Raw genomic sequence first — 15,658 nt, forward strand, 5'->3', positions numbered from 1 at the left:
CGCGCCCATATTCCCCTTCGGGATGGGCGCAATGTGACCCCGCGTTGCCTTAATCAGGCTGGGGGTTAGCGGACTTCGAAGCCTGCCTCGCGGATGGCGGCTTTGACCTGGGCGATCATGTCGAGCGGCCCGAAGTGGAACACCGAGGCAGCGAGCACGGCGTCCGCGCCCGCAGCTACGGCCGGCGGGAAGTGCTCGGGCCTGCCGGCGCCGCCCGAGGCGATCAACGGCACCTTCACGCTGGCGCGGGCCAGGCGGATCAGTTCCAGGTCGAAGCCGTCCTTGGTGCCGTCGGCGTCGATCGAGTTGAGCAGGATCTCGCCGACGCCGCGGTCGGCGGCCTCGCGGGCCCAGGCGAGGGCGTCGATGCCTGTGCCCTGGCGGCCGCCGTGCGTGGTGACCTCGAACCCGGACGGTGTCGGCTGCGAGCCGGGACGGGTGCGCCGCGCATCGAGGGAAAGCACCAGCACCTGCGAGCCGAAGTGCCGGGTAATCTCGTCGATCACCCCGGGCCGGGCCACGGCCGCGGTGTTGATGGCCGCCTTGTCCGCCCCGTAGCGCAGCAACTTGTCCACCTCGGCCACGCCGCGGACGCCGCCGCCTACGGTCAGCGGGATGAAGACTTCCTCCGCGGTGCGCCGGACGACGTCGAAGGTGGTTTCGCGGTTGCCGGAGGACGCGGTGACGTCCAGGAAGGTCAGCTCGTCGGCGCCGCCGTTGTCGTAGCGGTGCGCGAGCTCCACCGGGTCGCCGGCGTCGCGCAGGCCCTCGAAATTGATCCCCTTAACCACCCGGCCGGCGTCGACGTCCAGGCACGGGATGACACGGACGGCTACGGACATGGCTGCTCCTGAACTGGGCTCACAAACGATGAGCTCACGGATAATGGCTTCACGGACGGGCCGCGCTAGATCCGGCAGGCGTGGATGCTGCTGACCAGGATGGCGCGGGCCCCGAGGTCATAGAGTTCGTCCATGATCCGGTTGGTGTCCTTCTTCGGCACCATCGAGCGGACGGCCACCCACTCCGAGTCGCGCAGCGGCGAGACGGTGGGCGATTCCAGTCCGGGCGTCAAGGCCGCGGCCTGCTCCACGAGTTCCTTGCGGATGTCGTAGTCCATCAGCACGTACTGCCGGGCCACGAGCACACCCTGGAGGCGGCGGATCAGCACTTCGGTGGCCGGGTTCTGCTCGCCCTTGCGGCCGATCAGGACCGACTCGGAGTTCAGGATCGGCTCGCCGAAGATTTCCATGCCGGCGGCTTTGAGTGTGGTGCCGGTTTCGACGACGTCGGCGATCGCGTCCGCGACGCCAAGCCGGACGGAGGATTCGACGGCGCCGTCGAGCCGGACGACCTTGGCGTTAATGCCGCGCTGGGCGAGGTAGCCGCGGAGCAGCCCGTCGTAGCTGGTGGCAAGGCGCTTGCCTTCGAGCTGGTCGATGGCGGTGAAATCCCCCACCGGGCCGGCGAAGCGGAAGGTGGAGGCCGCGAAGCCCAGCGGCAGCAGCTCTTCGGCTTCAACCTCGGCGTCGAGCAGCAGGTCGCGGCCCGTGATGCCGACGTCCAGGGTGCCTTGGCCGACGTACACGGCGATGTCACGGGGGCGGAGGAAGAAGAATTCAATGTCGTTGTCCGGGTCCACCATGACCAATTCGCGGCTGTCGCGGCGCTGGCGGTAGCCTGCCTCGGCAAGCATGGCGGAGGCGGCTTCGGACAGGGATCCCTTGTTCGGGACGGCAACTCTCAGCATGGGAAGTTCTTTCTGGTTAGGAAGTCATCGGTGCAGGCACAGCGGGCCACGCGGTGCGCCGGCCCCCCGGACAAAGGTCCGGGGGAAGGCGCGACGTGGCTAGAGATGCTTGTAGACGTCTTCCAGGCTGAGTCCTTTGGCGAGCATCAGAACCTGCAGGTGATAGAGCAGCTGCGAAATTTCTTCCGCGGCGGCCTCATCGGATTCGTACTCGGCAGCCATCCAGACCTCGGCTGCTTCCTCCACGACTTTCTTGCCGATGCCGTGGATTCCGGACTCCAGTTCGGCGACGGTGCGGGAGCCCTCCGGGCGGGTGGCTGCCTTCTCACTCAGTTCTGCGAACAGCGACTCGAAATTCTTCACACCCTCCAGCCTACTTGTTCACGGCCGGAGCACGCCTGCCGGGCCCTTGCATGACGGCCCGGATGTGAGCGAATACACAGCTTAGGAGTACAGCTTGAGCGTGACGGCGGTGGCCAGCGCGGCGGTGACGGCCTCGTGGCCCTTGTCCTCGGTGGAGCCGGGGAGGCCGGCGCGGTCGATGCCCTGCTGCTCGGTGTCACAGGTCAGCACGCCGAAGCCGACCGGCACGCCGGTGCGGACGCTGACCTCGGTCAGGCCGAGGGTGGCGGCTTCGCAGACGTACTCGAAGTGCGGGGTGCCGCCCCGGATCACGACGCCGAGCGCCACTACGGCGTCGAAGTGCGGCGCCAGCCGGGCTGCCGCGACCGGCAGTTCAAAGGTTCCGGGGACGCGCAGCACGGTCGGTTCGGTGATGCCAGCGTCCTTGGCGGCGCGCAGCGCGCCGTCGAGCAGGCCGTCCATGATCTTGGTGTGCCAGCTGGCGGCCACGATGGCCAGTTTCAGCCGTGAGGTTTCGTCGCGCTGGAAGGTGGTCAGGTCAATCTGGGGTGCGCCGTGGCCGCTCATGGGAGCTCCTTGCTGTGGGAGGTGTCTGGGGGTGCTTGCTTGGGGGTGCTGCGGGAGGGCTCAGCCCTGTTCGTGCTCGAAGCCGAGCTGTCCGGCGGCGGGCGCGGCGGGCTCCATGTCGAGGACCAGCCGGTGGTCCATCCGGTCCTTCTTGGTCTGCAGGTAGCGGAGGTTCTGTTCCCGGGAGGGCACCTCTGTGGGGACCATCTCGACCACCCGGACGCCGGCCTGGGCCAGCCTGTCCTGCTTGTCCGGGTTGTTGCTCAGCAGGCGGATCTCGTGCAGGCCCATCTCGGCGAGGATCTGGGCCGCTGCCTTGTAGCAGCGGGCGTCCACCGGCAGGCCCAGCTGCTCGTTGGCCTCGACCGTGTCGAAGCCGGCCTCCTGCAGGGCATAAGCCTTGATCTTGTTGGCCAGGCCGATGCCGCGGCCTTCCTGGCCGCGCAGGTAGAGCAGCGTGCCACCGAATTCGTGGATCATCTCCAGGGCATAGGCCAGCTGTTCGCCGCAGTCGCACCGGTAGGAACCAAACACGTCCCCGGTGAGGCATTCGGAGTGCAGCCGGACCAGGGGGGCCTGGCCGTCCGTGGCCGGCAGCGGGGAGCTCACGGCGAGGTGTTCGGCGCCGGTGTCCAGATCGGTCCAGGCCTGCGCCACGAAGTCGCCGTACGCGGTGGGCAGCTGGACGATTGGCCCGCCGCTGACCGGATGCGGCTGCTGTCCCGGGGTGGCCGGCTGCGCTTCAGAAGTCGTCATTGTCTCTCCTCAATCCAGGTGTCAGGCGGATGCCGCTGCGTGGCTGCCGGGGTTACCGGCCTCAAGGTAAGCCACCAGGTCGGCAATCGAGATCAGCGGGCAGCCATGTTCGATCGCGAAACCGCGAAGTCCGTCCAGCCGCATCATTTCTCCGTCGTCGTGCACCAGCTCTGCAATTACGCCCACGGGCTCCAGGCCGGCCAGCCGGCACAGCTCAACAGCCGCCTCGGTGTGGCCGGGACGCTCCCGCACACCCCCCTTAACGGCGCGGAGCGGGAAAACATGCCCGGGACGGGTCAGCGAATTTGGCTGGCTGGTCGGATCGGCCAGGATCCGGGCCGTCAGGGCCCGGTCGGTGGCCGAGATTCCGGTGCTCACGCCCACCGCCGCGTCGCACGAAACCGTGTACGCGGTGCCTTTGGAGTCCTGGTTGATCGCCACCATCGGCGGCAACGCCAGTTCGTCCGCCCGTTCACTGGTCAGCGGTACGCAGATGACGCCGGAGCTGTAGCGGATGGTCCAGCCCATCAGCGCCGGGGTCGCGTGCTGCGCGGCGAAGATGATGTCGCCTTCGTTTTCGCGGTCCTCGTTGTCGACCACCAGCACCGGCCGGCCGGCGGCCATGGCGCGGATCGCGTCTTCGATCGGGTCCAGCGCGGCGGGCGCGTCCACGGCGAGTCCGCGGTTCTCCTGCAGCCGGCTCATGATGCGGCCGCCTGGCGGTGCGCAGCCTCCGGGCGGGGCGTGGCGGGGGCGAAGGCGAGCAGCCGTTCGGTGTACTTGGCCAGCACGTCCACTTCAAGGTTCACGCGGGCGCCGATGGACTTGGCGCCCAGGCCCGTTTCGGCCAGGGTCGTCGGGATCAGGCCGACTTCGAACCACGGCGCCGGCTCCGGCGCCGGGCTCACGGCCGTAACGGTCAGGGAGACGCCGTCGACGGCGATCGAGCCCTTCTCCGCGATGTAGCGGGCCAGCCCGGCCGGCACACCGAAGCGCAGCCGGTCCCAGTTGCCGAGCGGCTCGCGTTCCAGCAGTTCGCCGACGCCGTCGACGTGCCCCTGCACGACGTGGCCGTCGAGCCGGCCGCCGGCCTGGACGCAGCGCTCGAGGTTGACCGGATCCCCGGCTGCCAGCCCGCCGATGGTGCTGCGGAGCAGGGTCTCCCCCATGACGTCGACGCTGAAGTCCGCGCCGTCGATGTCCGTGGCGGTCAGGCAGACGCCGTTGACGGCAATCGAGCCGCCGTGGGCCAGTCCCTCGGTGCTGCCGGGGGCGTGCAGGCGCAGCGTGGCGCTGGTTTCGCCGTCGCGCTCGACGGAGAGCACCTTCCCCTGCTCGGCGATAATTCCGGTAAACATCAGTAGCCTCCTGCGGCGGTGTCCGCGTCGGTGCGCGGGGTGGAATCGGATGAAGTGTCAGTGGCGGGGCGCAGGTGCAGCCGCAGGTCGCGGCCCAGCATCCGGACGGCGCCGCCGGAGGCCTGGTCCCAGTCCCAGTGCTGGGCATCGGCGAGGGTGCCGATGCCGAGGTCCTCCAGGGCAGGTGTGCCCGAGCCAAGCAGCGTCGGGGCCAGATAGACGATCAGCTCGTCGACGAGGCCCGCGGCGAGGAAAGCGCTCAGGATCCGCGAGCCGCCTTCGACCATGAGGTGCCGGACGCCGGCGTCGAACAGTTGGTCCAGGGCCTCGCGGGGGTCCCGGGTCGGCAGGTGCAGCGCCTTGCCGTCGCCGCCGTTGACGGCGGCGCCGTCGGGAATCCCGCGCAGGCCCATGACGGCCCGCAGCGGCTGCTTTTCCGCGGCTGCGCCGTCGGGGGTGCGGGCCGTGAGCCGCGGGTTGTCGACCAGGACCGTCTGCGTGCCGACCAGGATCGCATCGATCCGGCCCCGCAACGCGTGGTTGTCGGCGAGCGACTCGGGGCTGGAGATCCACTGGCTGGTGCCGTCGCTGGCCGCGATCCGGCTGTCCAGGGTCTGGGCGATGTGCAAGGTGACGAAGGGCCGTTTGGCGGCGACGGCGTCGAACCAGCGTCGGTTGAGCTCGAGGGCTGCGACGGCGCCCAGGCCCGACCGGACCCTGACACCGGCGGCGCGCAGGGTGGCCGCTCCCCCGGCGGCGGGATCATGCGGGTCGTCGATGGCGTAGACGACGTCGGCCACGCCGGCGTCGATGATGGCCTGGGCGCAGGGGCCGGTGCGGCCGCAGTGGTTGCACGGCTCGAGCGTGACCACCATGGTGGTGCCGGTCAGGTCCAGTCCGGCCGCCACTGCCTGCGAGATCGCGTCGGCCTCGGCGTGGGGGGTGCCGGCGCCGCGGTGGTGGCCGGTCACGAGGGGTGTGCCGTCGGGCCCGATAATGACGGCGCCCACCAGCGGGTTCGCACCCCGCGGGCCCTGCGCCGCGGCTGCGAGGGCGGCATCCATGGCGGCCGTCTCGGCGGCGCTGAAGCCGGCGGCGGCGAAGCCTTCCTTGTCCGGCTGTTCCTGCGGCCCGGCGGCCGCCTGCTGAACGCTCATTTGCCGCCCGCCCGGTCCCGTAGGACCGCGGAGTCGGCGAAGAGCCATCGCAAGGGGTTCATGTCTGTCGTTCCTTCCCTCAAGAACCGCGATGGCTCCGGGGGTATACGACAGCGCAATTCCGCGGCGCCGTGAGGGCTCCGCAGTAACAGCTGTACGTGCTTCTCTCATCCAGACTTTAACTGTCGGTACCGGAGTTCCACCGGTTCAACCGTCCGCCGTCATCCTTCCCCAAGGGAAGAGTGCCGGCTCGCGGGTCGCGGACTATAACCGCCGGTTCGGACTTACACCGACCCCGGAGCACGTATGTGTGTAGCTATTCTGACACAACCGGGCGGACGGCCCGGCTATTCCCGCGGAACGGACGGTACAACTTTCGTCATGTTCCGGCGGGCTAGCGGCTGCCCGCGGCCCGCAACCGCCCGATCGCATCCGCCGGGTCGTCTGCGCCGTAGACAGCGGAGCCGGCCACAAAGACGTCCGCCCCGGCCTCGGCGGCACGCCAGATGGTCTTCTCCGTGATTCCGCCGTCCACCTGGATCTTGATATCCAGGCCGGAGGCGTCGATTGCCGCCCTGGCCCGGCGGATCTTGGGCAGCGTGAGGTCCAGGAATTCCTGGCCGCCGAAGCCGGGTTCCACCGTCATGATGAGAATCATGTCCAGCTCGCCGAGCATGTCCAGGAACGGCTCCACGCCGCTGCCGGGCCGCAGCGCCAGGCCGGCCTTGGCGCCGCGGGCGCGCAGCTCGCGGGCCAGTTTCACCGGCGCGATGGATGCTTCGGCGTGGAACGTCACGGAAGCCAACCCGGCGTCGGCGTAGGCCGGCGCCCAGCGGTCGGCGTGCTCGATCATGAGGTGCGCGTCCAACGGGATCGGGCTGACTTCCTGCAGCCGCTGGACCACCGGAAGCCCGAGCGAGAGATTGGGCACAAAATGGTTGTCCATCACGTCCACGTGCACGGCGTCAGCGGTCCTGATCTTGTGGAGCTCGGACTGGAGGTTCGCGAAGTCCGCCGAAAGGATGCTCGGGTGGATGCAGCAATGGGCCATGGATTTCCTTGTCGTTGCGCTGGTCGGAAGGTCAGGTAACTGGTGCCAGTATGGCCGAAGCTCAGGCTTTCTTGTGGATCAGCGCCAGGAACATGGCGTCCGTCCGGTGCCGGTGCGGCCAGAGCTGGGCCGTGAGGTCGTGGCCGGCCTCGAGGTGGCCGGTGAGGCTCACCGCGTCGAGGGCCGCGCCGGCGTCGAGCAACTCGAGGTCGTCGCGCTTGCGCAACGCGTCGCTGACGACGGCGGTGGTCTCGGCCGGGTGCGGGGAACACGTCACGTAGGCCACCACACCGCCGGGCTTGACCGCATCGAGGGCCGACTTAAGCAGTTCCCGCTGCAGCGGGCCGAGATCGACAAGGTCCTTGGGGGTGCGCCGCCAGCGCGATTCCGGGCGGCGGCGCAGCGCGCCCAGTCCGGTGCAGGGTACGTCCACAAGCACCCGGTCGAAGCTTTCCGCCATCTCGGACCCGACCTCGCGGCCGTCGCCGGTGCGGACATGCCAGACCTCGTGCGGGACGGCGGCGAGGGCCTGACGGACAAGTTTCGCGCGGTGCGGCGCCGGCTCGTTGGCGAGCAGGGTGGCGCCGTGCTGCCGGGCCAGGGCGCCGAGCAGGGCTGCCTTGCCGCCGGGTCCGGCGCAAAGATCAAGCCAGCGTTCGCCGCCGGCCTGGCTGCCAGGGCCGCCGACGGCGCTTTCGGCGCCGCCCGCGCCGGTTCCCGCAGCAAGGTCCACGGAGGCCAGGGCGCGCGCCACCAGCTGCGAGCCGACGTCCTGGACCCGGGTGCTGCCATCCCGCACCGAGGCAAGCCGGCCAAGGTCGCCGCCGCTGGAGAGCGCCGAACCTTCCACGAGCTCGCCGGGTGTGGCGCCGCTTTCGAGGGCTTCGTCGAGGCTGCCGAGACCGGGCAGCGCCACGAGGTTCACCACGGGCGCGGCGTTGTCTGCCTCAAGGAGGTCGTTGATTTCGGTCACCGGGCGGCCATGCGCCACCAGGGACTGCCGGAAGGCGCGCACGATCCACTCGGGGTGGGCGTAGCGGACCGACGCCACCTTCGTCTCGTCCGGCTCGTCGCGAAGCAGCAGCTCCAGCCACTCGTCCAGCGTGTGCGCGGAGACCTTGCGGAGCACGGCGTTGATCAGGCCGGAGGGGCCGGCGCCGATCACGGCGCGGGCCAGGCCGACGGTCTCGTCGAGCGCGGCGTGCGCCGGGACCCGCATGGCCAGCAGCTGGTGCGCGCCGATCCGCAGGGCGTCGAGGATGGCCGGGTCCAGCTGGTCCAGCGGGCGGTCCACGCAGCGGGCAAGGATCGCGTCATAGGTGCCCTGGCCGCGGAGGGCGCCGTAGCTGAGCTCGGTGGCGAAACCGGCGTCGCGCTTGTCCAATCCGTGATGCCGGATCCGGGCCGGCAGCACGAGGTTCGCGTAGGCGTCCTCGGCGGCCACCGCACGCAGCACCTCAAAGGCGACCAGCCGCGCCGGGTCGGCTCGACGGCTGCGCTGGGAGGGGGCACTTTCGGTGTAGCTGCGCTGCGGTCCGCGGTTCCGTTCGCGTCCCTGCGCGTTCCGCTTCACGCCGCCCCGGGGGCCCTGGCCGCCGCGGCCGCCGGACCCCTGGCCGCCGGACCCTTGTCCGCCGGATTGGGGGCCCCTGGCCCGGCCGCTGCCATTTGATCCGGATTCGCTCATTCGAAGACCACGCTTTCCAGTGTTGCCTGTCCGCGCGCCCAGTCGGCGGCGGTCATCATTTTCTTGCCCGCAGGCTGGACCCGGGTGAGCTCAACGGGGTGCGAGCCGGTCCCGACCAGGACGGCTTTCCCGTCGAGGGCCAGGTGTCCCGGGCGCAGGGCCGGAGCCCCGGGCCGGAGCAGTACCGGTTCGAGCTTGATGCGCTGTCCGTCCAGCGTGGTCCAGGCCCCGGGTTCCGGCGTCACTCCGCGGGCGCGGCGTCCGATCGCGAGTGCCGGCTGCTGCCAGTCGAGCCGGCCGTCCTCGAGGGTGAGTTTCGGGGCCAGGCTGATGTCGCCCTGCTGCGGCACGGCGGTGGCCTTGCCGGCGTCGACGGCGGAGAGTGTCTGGGTCAGCAGCACGGCGCCGCTGTGCGAGAGTCGGTCCAGCAACTCCCCCGCGGTGTCCGTGGGCCGCACCGCCTCGGTCAGGGTGCCAAACACGGGTCCGGTGTCCAGGCCCTCTTCGAGCCGGAAAGTCACGGCGCCGGTGATGTCGTCCCCGGCGATGAGTGCCCGCTGCACAGGCGCAGCCCCGCGCCAGGCCGGCAGGAGCGAAAAGTGCAGGTTGATCCAGCCGTGCCGGGGAACGTCCAGGGCCGCCCGCGGAATGAGTCCGCCGTAGGCGACGATTGCGGCAACGTCGGGCGCGGCCGCCTCGATCCTGGCCGTCACTGCCGCATCGACCTTGGCGGCATGGATGACCTCGATGCCGAGCTCCGCGGCGCGGGCGGCGACCGGCGAGGGCGTCAGGACGCGTTTGCGTCCCAAGGGAGCATCCGGCCGGGTCAGGACGGCGACGACGTCGAAGCCGGCCGCGACGAGGGCGGCCAGCGAGGGGACGGCGACGGCCGGGGTTCCCGCGAAGAGGACCCTCACTGGCCGGTTCCGAAGGAGGAACCCGCGCCGAAGCTCGAGCCGACGGTCTTGGCGCGCTTCGACGTCGTCTGCTCGGTGATGGAGTCGTAGTTGGCGTTGCGGATGGCGCGCAGGGCCGCTTTGCGGTCCTCGCCTTCGAGCCGGTCGGTGAAGAGGATCCCGTCCAGGTGGTCCGTTTCGTGCTGGAAGACCCGCGCGAGCATGCCCTCACCTTCAAGCACCACCGGGTTGCCGTGCACGTCGACGCCGGTGACGCGGGTGCTTTGGCGCCGGCGGACCGGGAACCCCAGTCCGGGAATGGAGAGGCAGCCTTCCACCTCGTCCGGCTGGAAGTCTTCGCTGTTCTCCAGCACCGGGTTGATGATGTGGCCCTCCACCCCGCGGATGCGGTAGGTGAAGACCCGCTGGCTGATGCCGACCTGGGGTGCGGCCAGGCCGGCGCCCTCCACGTCCTCCATGGTTTCGGTCATGTCGGCAACGAGCTTTTCCAGCTCAGGCCCGAATTCCGTCACGGGATCGGCAACTGTGCGCAGCACCGGGTCCCCAATGATGCGGATATTCAAAATGGCCATGGGCAATCTGTCCTCACGGTGGGCTGCTTGGGATCCCATCCAGTTTAGTGGCAGCCTCGGGCTTCCGGCTCAGCGGGCCACCGGCGGCGCGATCGGCAGCAGGGCTGCTCCGGCGGCCGAGGTGTCGGCGGACATCTCCCAGACGCGGCGCAGCGCGCAGAACTTCCACCAGTGATGCTTGAGCACCTCCGGGTTGGCCCGCTGCGGCCGGACCTCGGTCTCGCCGATGGCCACCGCGAGGAGGATCGGGGAATCGCCGTGCTGCCAGGCTTCCCACTCCCCTGCCACCGGGTCCACGAGGCTTTCCTCCGCCTTCATGCCGGCCACCAGCTGCATGACGACCTTGTCGTCGAGCGGTTTGACCGTGCCGTCCCGGCTGGTGCCCTTGGTCTTGTAGTCGATGAGGCAGGTGCGGCCATTGATCTTGGCCACCAGGTCAAGGGTTCCCGCGTAGCCCACGGTCTTGTTCCAGACCGTGATCTCCGGGGCTATCGGCTCCACCTGGAACAGTTCCCACCACTCGTCGAAGCGCGCGGCGAAGGCTTCCTCACCGTTGGCCGCGAGGGCCTCACGGGTTTCCTTCATCTGATGCGGCCGGCCAAGCGCCCGCAGGGCCACCTGCTCGCAGTAGTTGTGCACGCGGTCGCCACGCTTGGCGGCGTCGTCCCGGTGCGTTTCGGCTGCCTTCGCCGCCCGGCTTACCGCCTGCCGCACCTTGGCCGGGCTCCCCAGGATCGCCGGCAGCGAGGGATCCGCCGCGAGGCTGCTCGCACCCATGTAGCCGAACCAGCCGTCCAGGCCGTGGGGCTGCTGGCCGATCACGGTGGTGATGGAGGGTACGGAGAACTGCTCGGACGTGGAACGTGCATACATCCGGCCGTAGTCGGTGGCGTGGGCGAGAAGCGGGGCGGTCATAAAAAGACTCTTTCACAGGGGTCGGACGCTCTAGGGAAAACAAAATGGCCCGCCCCGCTCTGTGAGCGGAACGGACCATTTTCCAGGTGGGCGATACTGGGTTCGAACCAGTGACCTCTTCGGTGTGAACGAAGCGCGCTACCACTGCGCCAATCGCCCCGGTGCCATTGAATGCTAGCCCACCCCGGCGGAATATAGAAATCGGCGCTCCGGATGCCGGGCGGACCCCCTCGGCGACCCGGCCTGGCTGCGCCCGTTGGACGAAGATGGCCGCTTTCCGGGGTCATTTGGCGGCCACGATTGGCGAATCGGTGGGGCGGGGGCGGAGGGCAGGTCGGTGCCGGCCCGGACCGCGCCCCGCTGGACGAAGATAGCCGCAATACGGGTCGACTTAGCTGCCGTCTGCGGCAATCAGCGGAACGGGCTCGCCCCAGCGATCCGCAGACCTTCCCCCGGCACCGCTCGTTCGCTGACCGCGTCTGCCTCCGCCGTCGTCGTCGGACACCACGTCCGCCGCCCCGCCCAGGCGACGTGAGAACGGGGGCGAATTACACTCCTGTAATTAGCAAAATCCCCTAGATTGCGGGGAAGAACGGGGGTCCGGTGACGCCGGACGCGGCCCGATTTGTAGATTCCCTGAACCTCCTATAGAGTTCTTACTCGTTGGAACGCGAGGAAATGCCGAATACGGCAGGGAATCGCAGGCAACAATGCGGACGTAGCTCAGCTGGTAGAGCACCACCTTGCCAAGGTGGATGTCGCGAGTTCGAATCTCGTCGTCCGCTCGCAGGACACTGTCACGGCAACGGTTCTTCGGAACTGTGTCTACACGGTGGGTTGGCCGAGAGGCGAGGCAGCGGCCTGCAAAGCCGTATACACGGGTTCGAATCCCGTACCCACCTCGGTGAAAACCCTGGTTTCCGGTTCCGGCCGGATGCGAAAGGGGCGATTGGCGCAGCGGTAGCGCGCTTCCCTGACACGGAAGAGGTCACTGGTTCGATCCCAGTATCGCCCACCAAAGCAAGGCAACTTGCTTGATCCAGTACCACCGGCCTGCCGGAATGGACTAAAAATGCGGACGTAGCTCAGCTGGTAGAGCACCACCTTGCCAAGGTGGATGTCGCGAGTTCGAATCTCGTCGTCCGCTCTGTCGTTTCACCAGATTCACACAACTCCACTCCGGATCCTTCCGGTTGCGGGCGATTGGCGCAGCGGTAGCGCGCTTCCCTGACACGGAAGAGGTCACTGGTTAGATCCCAGTATCGCCCACCGTAAAAGCAGCTCCCTTGGGGCTGCTTTTTTCGTTCCCCTTCCCACGGCCCCGCACAGAGTCTTTCTCCTCTGGGCGTACACCCTTGGCACGTCCCCACCCGGCGGTTAGGATCGGAAGCGCTAGGAGCGATCTGGCTCCGCGACTGAAGGGAGGTGCCCGTGGGTTTACTTGACGATCTAAAGGGCAAGGCTCAGCATCTGATTGGTGGCAACGAACAGGCCATCAAGGACGGCATCGAAAAGGCGGGTGATTTCGTCGATTCGAAGACCGGCGGAAAATACGCCGACAAAGTAGATTCCGCCCAGCGAGGCGCCTCCGACTTCGTGGACAACGCGGACGGCCGGCCGGCAACGGCCCCCGTCGCAGAGCCGCACGTCGCGGGTGAGCCACCAGTCGCCGGGGAACCCCGGCAGCAGGGCCTCTGACCCAGGTACGTCAGCGAGGTGCCGGTCCCGCCGCGAGGCGGCGCCGGCACCTTTGTCGTTTAACGACCGACGCGGGGTCAGCCCCAACTGGCTCGCAGTAGTTGTCGTTTTGAGCCCTCAAAACGACAACTACTGCGAGTTAGTTGGGTTCCTACCGCGGCCGGGGCTAGGACGGCTCGTGGTTCTGGCCCTCCCGGGCGAGGGCGGTGAGCCGGGACACGGCACGGAAGTACTTCTTCATGTACCCGCCGGTCATCATTTCCTCGGTGAAGAGCTGGTCGAACGGCACGCCGCTGGCCAGGATCGGCACGTCCTTGTCGTACAGCCGGTCCGCCAGGACAACGAAGCGCAGCGCCACGGCCTGTTCGGTGATGGTCTCGACGTTGCGCCACACCACGCCGTCGATCCCGTCGATCAGCTGCCGGTAGCGGCTCGGGTGCACCCCGGCCAAGTGGTTGATCAGGGTACTGAATTCATCCTTGGCCACCGTCTGGCCGTCGAACTCCGCCTGCATATGGTGCGTAAGCTCGTCGTTGCGCAGCGGCGCTGGCGCCTTCGGCAGGCCGCGGTGGCGGTAGTCCTCGCCGTCGATCCGGACGACGTCGAACTGGTCCGCCAGGACTTGGATCTCGCGCTGGAAGTCGACGGCGGCGAAGCGGCCGTCACCGAGGGAGCCGGGCAGGGTATTGGACGTTGCGGCGAGCTTGACTCCGGCGTCGGCGAGCTCGCGCATCAGCCGGGACATCAGCACCGTGTCACCCGGATCATCAAGCTCGAACTCATCGATGCAGACCAGCTTGTAGTGGCTGAGCGCCTCCACGGTCTTGCGGAACGACAGCGCCCCCACCAGGTTGGTGTACTCCACGAAGGTGCCGAAGGCCTTGGGGCCCGGGGCCGCGTGCCAGAGCGAGGCCAGCAGGTGGGTCTTGCCGACGCCGAAGCCGCCGTCGAGGTAGATGCCCGCCCGCGAGGTGTCCTTCTTGCCGAAGAGCCGCTTGAACAGGCCGTCGCCGTCGCGGGAACCGACACCGGCAGCAAAGCTTTGCAGGGCATGCACCGCGTGCGCCTGGCTGGGCTGGGCCGGATCCGGCCGGTAGCTGGCGAAGGACACCCCGCCGAAGCGCGGCGACGGATAAAACCCGTTGAGGAGTTCATCGACGGAAACCGCCGGGGTTCTGGCGGCGAGCTGTTCGATCTGTACCAAGGTGGTCCGTTCTGCTGGTCTCGTGTCCCCAGAAAGAATACCGGCAAAGGCCGGGTTCCCTTCCGGGCGCGGGAACGGACGTGACCAAGGCCATATTTCCGCGTATGTAGGCCCGGGAAGCAATCCCGCCGGGGCGTGGTTAGTGTGGAGGCAGACCCGGCGCCGTGTACCACCCCTGGCCCGGCCTCCCAAAAGCCCCAGTGAAAGGCCCACTTCATGCCCTACCCGGTTGAGCAGAACGAGAAATTCAGCGCCTACGCCCACCCCGAACGCCTGGTTTCCACCGAGTGGCTCGCGGCGGCACTTGAAGGCGGTGCGCTCGACGGCGGCAAACTGGTGGTCGTCGAGTCGGACGAGGACGTGCTGCTGTACGAAACCGGCCACATCCCCGGCGCGGTCAAGATCGACTGGCACACCGACCTGAACGACGAGGTCACCCGCGACTACGTGGACGGTGAAGCCTTTGCCGCCCTGGCCGCCGCGAAGGGAATCTCCCGGGACAGCACCGTGGTGATCTACGGCGACAAGTCCAACTGGTGGGCCGCCTACGCGCTGTGGGTCTTCACCCTCTTCGGCCACGAGGATGTCCGGCTGCTCGACGGCGGCCGCGACAAGTGGATCGCCGAGGGACGCCCGATCACCACGGACCGGACAGTGCCCGCGACGGGCGACTACCCCGTGGTCGAGCGCAACGACGCCCCGATCCGCGCCTTCAAGGAGGACGTGCTGGCGCACTTCGGCAAGCCGCTGATCGACGTCCGCTCGGCCGAGGAGTACACCGGCCAGCGCACCCACATGCCGGCTTACCCGGAAGAGGGCGCCCTGCGCGGCGGCCACATCCCCACCGCCGCGTCCATCCCCTGGGCCCGCGCCGCAGCGGAGGACGGCACCTACCGCAGCCGCCCCGAACTCGAGGCCCTCTACCTGGGCGAGGCCGGGCTCAAGGAAGGGGACGACGTCGTTGCCTACTGCCGGATCGGTGAGCGTTCCAGCCACACCTGGTTCGCGCTGAAGTACCTCCTGGGCTTTGATACCGTCCGCAACTACGACGGGTCCTGGACCGAGTGGGGAAACGCCGTGCGTGTCCCGATCGTCAAGGGCACCGACCGTGGCACCGTTCCGGCCGGATTCTAGGGGCAGTCACCGGATCCGACCGGGACACAATCGCCGCCCGTGCGTAAGCTGGGACTGATGAATACTTCTGCCCTCCCGGCCGCCCTCGCGGAAATTGTTGACGACTTCCAAGCCCTCGAAGAAGCCGAGCGGCTCCAGCTGCTGCTCGAGTTTTCCCGGGAGCTGCCGGATCCTCCGGCGCGCCTCCAGGACCACCCGGAGCTGATGGAGCAGGTGGTGGAATGCCAGTCGCCGCTGTTCCTGACGATCGAGACGGAACCCGGCGTCGACGGCCAGTCCGGCGGCGCACCGGAGCGCGTGCGCTTGTTCTTCAAGGCTCCGCCGGAGGCCCCCACGACGCGCGGTTTCGCCGGCGTGCTGCACGAGGGCCTCGACGGGCTTAGCCCGGCGGAGATCCTGGCCGTCCCGGACGACATGCCCGAACTCCTCGGACTCACGCGCGCCATCACTCCCCTGCGGATGCGCGGTATGACGGCGATGCTCGGCCGGATCAAGCGCAAAGTCGCCGCCCTGCCGCAGCAGGGCTGAG

Annotated in this window: 17 protein-coding genes, 6 tRNA genes and 1 riboswitch; of the genes, 8 read left to right on the plus strand and 15 right to left on the minus strand. The window is 68.6% G+C overall.

Features of this window, described 5'->3' with window-relative positions:
- Positions 1–65: 65 nt before the first annotated feature.
- The 14 genes from hisF to AC1DBL_RS12530 form a co-directional block, all read right to left on the minus strand.
- The gene (gene hisF, locus AC1DBL_RS12465) at positions 66–842 is read right to left on the minus strand and encodes an imidazole glycerol phosphate synthase subunit HisF (RefSeq protein ID WP_476917404.1); all 777 of its coding nucleotides are present in this window, start codon (positions 840–842) and stop codon (positions 66–68) included.
- A gap of 65 nt (positions 843–907) precedes the next feature.
- A complete protein-coding gene (gene hisG, locus AC1DBL_RS12470) occupies positions 908–1,750 on the minus strand; it encodes an ATP phosphoribosyltransferase (RefSeq protein WP_476909548.1) in 843 nt (280 codons plus the stop codon).
- 99 nt (positions 1,751–1,849) lie between these two features.
- A complete protein-coding gene (locus tag AC1DBL_RS12475) occupies positions 1,850–2,113 on the minus strand; it encodes a phosphoribosyl-ATP diphosphatase (RefSeq protein ID WP_175321714.1) in 264 nt (87 codons plus the stop codon).
- Between the two features lie 81 nt (positions 2,114–2,194).
- The gene (gene ribH / locus AC1DBL_RS12480; protein ID WP_476926235.1) at positions 2,195–2,680 is read right to left on the minus strand and encodes a 6,7-dimethyl-8-ribityllumazine synthase; all 486 of its coding nucleotides are present in this window, start codon (positions 2,678–2,680) and stop codon (positions 2,195–2,197) included.
- Between the two features lie 60 nt (positions 2,681–2,740).
- Positions 2,741–3,436, minus strand: a complete 696-nt coding sequence (gene ribA / locus AC1DBL_RS12485) for a GTP cyclohydrolase II (RefSeq protein ID WP_476909547.1) — start codon at positions 3,434–3,436, stop codon at positions 2,741–2,743.
- Positions 3,437–3,457: 21 nt separating this feature from the next.
- Positions 3,458–4,141: a 3,4-dihydroxy-2-butanone-4-phosphate synthase gene (gene ribB / locus AC1DBL_RS12490; protein ID WP_476892696.1), complete on the minus strand. Its 684-nt coding sequence runs from the start codon at positions 4,139–4,141 to the stop codon at positions 3,458–3,460.
- On the minus strand, positions 4,138–4,794 hold the full coding sequence (locus tag AC1DBL_RS12495) for a riboflavin synthase (RefSeq protein WP_476926236.1): 657 nt from the start codon (positions 4,792–4,794) through the stop codon (positions 4,138–4,140). The genes ribB and AC1DBL_RS12495 overlap by 4 nt, the downstream gene beginning before the upstream one ends.
- Positions 4,794–5,858 carry a bifunctional diaminohydroxyphosphoribosylaminopyrimidine deaminase/5-amino-6-(5-phosphoribosylamino)uracil reductase RibD gene (gene ribD / locus AC1DBL_RS12500; protein ID WP_441418931.1) on the minus strand — a complete coding sequence of 355 codons (1,065 nt, stop codon included), beginning with the start codon at positions 5,856–5,858 and terminating at the stop codon, positions 4,794–4,796. Before ribD ends, AC1DBL_RS12495 begins: the two co-directional genes overlap by 1 nt.
- Positions 5,859–6,105: 247 nt before the next feature.
- A riboswitch (FMN riboswitch) is annotated at positions 6,106–6,259 on the minus strand.
- An 86-nt stretch (positions 6,260–6,345) separates the two neighbouring features.
- Positions 6,346–7,002 (minus strand): ribulose-phosphate 3-epimerase, encoded by a 657-nt coding sequence (gene rpe, locus AC1DBL_RS12505; RefSeq protein ID WP_441418795.1) that lies wholly within the window; start codon positions 7,000–7,002, stop codon positions 6,346–6,348.
- Positions 7,003–7,063: 61 nt separating this feature from the next.
- A complete protein-coding gene (locus AC1DBL_RS12510; RefSeq protein ID WP_476917405.1) occupies positions 7,064–8,689 on the minus strand; it encodes an RsmB/NOP family class I SAM-dependent RNA methyltransferase in 1,626 nt (541 codons plus the stop codon).
- A complete protein-coding gene (gene fmt, locus AC1DBL_RS12515) occupies positions 8,686–9,606 on the minus strand; it encodes a methionyl-tRNA formyltransferase (protein ID WP_476917406.1) in 921 nt (306 codons plus the stop codon). The genes AC1DBL_RS12510 and fmt overlap by 4 nt, the downstream gene beginning before the upstream one ends.
- Positions 9,603–10,178, minus strand: a complete 576-nt coding sequence (gene def, locus AC1DBL_RS12520; protein WP_476917407.1) for a peptide deformylase — start codon at positions 10,176–10,178, stop codon at positions 9,603–9,605. The genes fmt and def overlap by 4 nt, the downstream gene beginning before the upstream one ends.
- 69 nt (positions 10,179–10,247) lie before the next feature.
- Positions 10,248–11,093, minus strand: coding sequence for a cytochrome (locus AC1DBL_RS12525; RefSeq protein ID WP_476892701.1), 846 nt, complete (start codon positions 11,091–11,093; stop codon positions 10,248–10,250).
- A gap of 87 nt (positions 11,094–11,180) precedes the next feature.
- Positions 11,181–11,252 (minus strand) — tRNA-Val (locus AC1DBL_RS12530).
- A gap of 553 nt (positions 11,253–11,805) precedes the next feature.
- Here AC1DBL_RS12530 and AC1DBL_RS12535 point away from each other — a divergent pair.
- The 6 genes from AC1DBL_RS12535 to AC1DBL_RS12560 all read left to right on the plus strand — a co-directional run bounded on the left by AC1DBL_RS12535 (position 11,806) and on the right by AC1DBL_RS12560 (position 12,791).
- Positions 11,806–11,878: transfer RNA gene (locus tag AC1DBL_RS12535), tRNA-Gly, on the plus strand.
- A 46-nt stretch (positions 11,879–11,924) separates the two neighbouring features.
- Positions 11,925–11,995 (plus strand) — tRNA-Cys (locus AC1DBL_RS12540).
- Between the two features lie 41 nt (positions 11,996–12,036).
- Positions 12,037–12,111: transfer RNA gene (locus AC1DBL_RS12545), tRNA-Val, on the plus strand.
- Positions 12,112–12,167: 56 nt separating this feature from the next.
- Positions 12,168–12,240 (plus strand) — tRNA-Gly (locus tag AC1DBL_RS12550).
- A 50-nt stretch (positions 12,241–12,290) separates the two neighbouring features.
- Positions 12,291–12,362 (plus strand) — tRNA-Val (locus AC1DBL_RS12555).
- Positions 12,363–12,524: 162 nt separating this feature from the next.
- Positions 12,525–12,791, plus strand: coding sequence for an antitoxin (locus tag AC1DBL_RS12560; RefSeq protein ID WP_175321703.1), 267 nt, complete (start codon positions 12,525–12,527; stop codon positions 12,789–12,791).
- Positions 12,792–12,957: 166 nt separating this feature from the next.
- Here the strand turns inward: AC1DBL_RS12560 and zapE are convergent, their stop codons facing one another.
- A complete protein-coding gene (zapE, locus tag AC1DBL_RS12565; RefSeq protein ID WP_441418800.1) occupies positions 12,958–13,995 on the minus strand; it encodes a cell division protein ZapE in 1,038 nt (345 codons plus the stop codon).
- Between the two features lie 216 nt (positions 13,996–14,211).
- Here zapE and AC1DBL_RS12570 point away from each other — a divergent pair, with 216 nt between their 5' ends.
- Positions 14,212–15,129 (plus strand): sulfurtransferase, encoded by a 918-nt coding sequence (locus tag AC1DBL_RS12570; RefSeq protein WP_476892702.1) that lies wholly within the window; start codon positions 14,212–14,214, stop codon positions 15,127–15,129.
- A 57-nt stretch (positions 15,130–15,186) separates the two neighbouring features.
- Entirely contained in the window at positions 15,187–15,657 is a 471-nt protein-coding gene (locus tag AC1DBL_RS12575; RefSeq protein WP_476892703.1) for a SufE family protein, read from the plus strand.
- Position 15,658 lies beyond the last annotated feature (1 nt).

The sequence above is a fragment of the Arthrobacter sp. 10T44 genome (assembly GCF_056393885.1).

Coding starts and splice junctions, on each gene's coding strand:
- hisF (WP_476917404.1), bottom strand. CDS start 842: ATGTCCGTAGCCGTCCGTGTCATCCCGTGCCTGGACGTCGACGCCGGC.
- hisG (WP_476909548.1), bottom strand. CDS start 1,750: ATGCTGAGAGTTGCCGTCCCGAACAAGGGATCCCTGTCCGAAGCCGCC.
- ribH (WP_476926235.1), bottom strand. CDS start 2,680: ATGAGCGGCCACGGCGCACCCCAGATTGACCTGACCACCTTCCAGCGC.
- ribA (WP_476909547.1), bottom strand. CDS start 3,436: ATGACGACTTCTGAAGCGCAGCCGGCCACCCCGGGACAGCAGCCGCAT.
- ribB (WP_476892696.1), bottom strand. CDS start 4,141: ATGAGCCGGCTGCAGGAGAACCGCGGACTCGCCGTGGACGCGCCCGCC.
- AC1DBL_RS12495 (WP_476926236.1), bottom strand. CDS start 4,794: ATGTTTACCGGAATTATCGCCGAGCAGGGGAAGGTGCTCTCCGTCGAG.
- ribD (WP_441418931.1), bottom strand. CDS start 5,858: ATGGATGCCGCCCTCGCAGCCGCGGCGCAGGGCCCGCGGGGTGCGAAC.
- rpe (WP_441418795.1), bottom strand. CDS start 7,002: ATGGCCCATTGCTGCATCCACCCGAGCATCCTTTCGGCGGACTTCGCG.
- AC1DBL_RS12510 (WP_476917405.1), bottom strand. CDS start 8,689: ATGAGCGAATCCGGATCAAATGGCAGCGGCCGGGCCAGGGGCCCCCAA.
- def (WP_476917407.1), bottom strand. CDS start 10,178: ATGGCCATTTTGAATATCCGCATCATTGGGGACCCGGTGCTGCGCACA.
- AC1DBL_RS12525 (WP_476892701.1), bottom strand. CDS start 11,093: ATGACCGCCCCGCTTCTCGCCCACGCCACCGACTACGGCCGGATGTAT.
- AC1DBL_RS12570 (WP_476892702.1), top strand. CDS start 14,212: ATGCCCTACCCGGTTGAGCAGAACGAGAAATTCAGCGCCTACGCCCAC.
- AC1DBL_RS12575 (WP_476892703.1), top strand. CDS start 15,187: ATGAATACTTCTGCCCTCCCGGCCGCCCTCGCGGAAATTGTTGACGAC.